2 protein-coding genes and 1 pseudogene are annotated in these 2,626 nt (G+C 72.8%); all 3 read left to right on the top strand.

Annotation, left to right across the window (positions count from 1 at the left end):
- Window positions 1-453, top strand: a pseudogene (locus AB0C29_RS42755) (exopolyphosphatase); the annotation flags it as partial.
- Window positions 454-512: 59 nt separating this feature from the next.
- On the top strand, window positions 513-2,048 hold the full coding sequence (locus tag AB0C29_RS42760; RefSeq protein ID WP_360833295.1) for an acyl-CoA carboxylase subunit beta: 1,536 nt from the start codon (window positions 513-515) through the stop codon (window positions 2,046-2,048).
- A gap of 5 nt (window positions 2,049-2,053) precedes the next feature.
- A partial coding sequence (locus AB0C29_RS42765) for a biotin carboxylase N-terminal domain-containing protein (protein WP_360833293.1) occupies window positions 2,054-2,626 on the top strand: 573 nt, incomplete at its 3' end.

Consider the following 2,626-nt stretch of genomic DNA (forward strand, 5'->3'; position numbering starts at 1 on the left):
GCTGGCCGCGCGCCGATCAAGCCGCCGGCACCCGGCGGACCCGAGATCCGGGGTGCGCCCGACGAACCAGGAGCTGATCCCAGGCCCGGTGCCGGAGCCGGGCCGGCCCGGCGGATGCCGCTGGGCACGCTGGCCGGGGCGCGCTCGGGCGACAAGGGTGGCAACGCCAACATCGGCCTCTGGGTGCGCGACGACGACGCATACCCGTGGCTGGCCGCCCTGATCACCGAGCAGACCATCCGCGAGCTGCTCCCCGAGACCGCCGCACTGCCGATCCGGATCACCCGGCTCCCCGGCATCCGGGCCGTCAACGTCGTCGTCGAAGGGCTCCTCGGCGCGGGCGCCGCCTACCACGCCCGCTTCGACCCGCAGGCCAAGGGCCTCGGCGAGTGGCTGCGGTCCCGGCACGTCGACATTCCTGTAGCACTGCTGCCCGACCGGGAGGAACTGTGACCGTCCTGCGGTCCACGCTCGAACCCGCCACCGACGAGGCTCTGGCCGCCCGGCAGGCGATGCTCGACGCGCTCGCCGAGATCACGGCCGAGACCGCCCGGGCGGTGGCCGGCGGCGGCGAGAAGGCGGTGGCCCGGCACCACGCCCGGGGGAAGATGACCGCCCGGGAGCGGATCGAGCTGCTGCTCGACGAGGACTCGCCGTTCCTGGAGCTGGCCGCGCTGGCCGGCTACGGCTCGTCGTTCACGGTCGGCGGCAGCGTCGTGGCCGGGATCGGCGTGGTCAGCGGGGTGGAGTGCCTGCTGATCGCCAACGATCCGACGGTCAAGGGCGGCGCCAGCAACCCGTGGTCGCTGCGCAAGACGCTGCGGATGCACGAGGTCGCCCGGCACAACCGGTTGCCGGTGATCTCGCTGGTCGAGTCCGGGGGTGCGGACCTGCCCACCCAGAAGGAGGTCTTCGTCCCCGGCGGCGCGGTCTTCCGCAACCTCACCCGGCTGTCCGCGGCCGGCATCCCGACGATCGCGCTGGTCTTCGGCAACTCGACGGCGGGCGGCGCGTACCTGCCCGGGATGAGTGACCACGTGGTGCTGATCGAGCGGCGGTCGAAGGTCTTCCTGGCCGGTCCGCCGCTGGTCAAGGCGGCCACCGGCGAGGAGTCCGACGACGAGTCGCTCGGCGGCGCCGAGATGCACGCCCGGGTGTCCGGCCTGGCCGACCACTTCGCCCGCGACGAGCAGGACGCCATCCGGATCGGGCGGCGCATCGTCGCGCGGCTCAACTGGCGCAAGGCGGCCGGTCCGGTCACGGCCACCCCGAAACCCCCGCGGTACGGCGCCGAGGAGCTGCTGTCGATCGTCCCGCCCGGCCTCAAGGCGCCCTTCGACCCGCGCGAGGTCATCGCCCGGATCGTCGACGACAGCGACTTCGACGAGGTCAAGCCGCTGTACGGCAGCTCGCTGGTGACCGGCTGGGCGCAGCTGCACGGCTATCCGGTCGGCATCCTGGCCAACGCCCGCGGTGTGCTGTTCAGCGCCGAGGCGCAGAAGGCGGCCCAGTTCATCCAGCTCGCCAACCGCTCGCACACGCCGCTGCTGTTCCTGCACAACACCACCGGCTACATGGTCGGCGCGGAGTACGAGCAGGGCGGCATCATCAAACACGGCGCCATGATGATCAACGCGGTGTCCAACTCGACCGTCCCGCACATCTCGCTGCTCATCGGCAACTCGTACGGCGCCGGCCACTACGGCATGTGCGGCCGCGCCTACGATCCCCGGTTCGTCTTCGCCTGGCCCAGCGCGCGGTCCGCGGTGATGGGCGCCCAGCAGCTCGCCGACGTGAGCACCATGGTGTCCCGGGCCTCCGCGCTGGCCCAGGGCCGGCCGTTCGACGAGGACGCCGCGCAGGTCATGCGGCAGGCGATCGAGCGGCAGATCAGCGCCGAGGCGATGCCGATGGTGCTGTCCGGGCTGGTCTACGACGACGGGATCATCGACCCCCGCGACACCCGTGACGTGCTGGGCATCGCCCTGTCCGCCATCCACACCGCGCCGGTGTCGGGCACCGACGCCTTCGGCGTCTTCCGGATGTGAGCAGCATGACCTTCAACGCCGTTCTGGTCGCCAACCGCGGTGAGATCGCCCGGCGGATCTTCACCACCTGCCGGCGTCGTGGTCTCGCGACCGTGGCCGTCTTCTCCGATCCCGACGCGGACAGCCCGCACGTGCGGGAGGCGGACAGCGCCGTACGCCTGCCCGGCTCGACGCCGGCCGACACGTACCTGCGCGGTGACCTCATCATCGCGGCGGCCCAGCGGGCCGGCGCGGACGCCATCCATCCCGGCTACGGTTTCCTGGCCGAGAACGCCGGTTTCGCCCGCGCGGTGCAGGATGCCGGCCTGACCTGGATCGGCCCCGACCCGGCGGCGATCGAGGTGATGGGCTCCAAGATCGAGTCCAAGCGCCGGATGGCGGCGGCCGGCCTGAGCGTGCTCGACCTGCTCGAACCGGACGCCGTCACCGAGGCCGAGCTGCCCGTACTGGTCAAGGCGTCGGCCGGGGGCGGCGGGCGCGGCATGCGCATCGTGCGCACCCTGGCCGAGCTGCCCGCGGCGGTCGCGTCCGCGGCCCGCGAGGCGGGCGCCGCGTTCGGCGATCCGACCGTCTTCTGC

It is taken from the genome of Actinoplanes sp. NPDC048791, from assembly GCF_040650095.1.
In the GTDB taxonomy this organism is placed as follows: domain Bacteria; phylum Actinomycetota; class Actinomycetes; order Mycobacteriales; family Micromonosporaceae; genus Actinoplanes.

Coding starts and splice junctions, on each gene's coding strand:
- AB0C29_RS42760 (WP_360833295.1), top strand. CDS start 513: ATGCTCGACGCGCTCGCCGAGATCACGGCCGAGACCGCCCGGGCGGTG.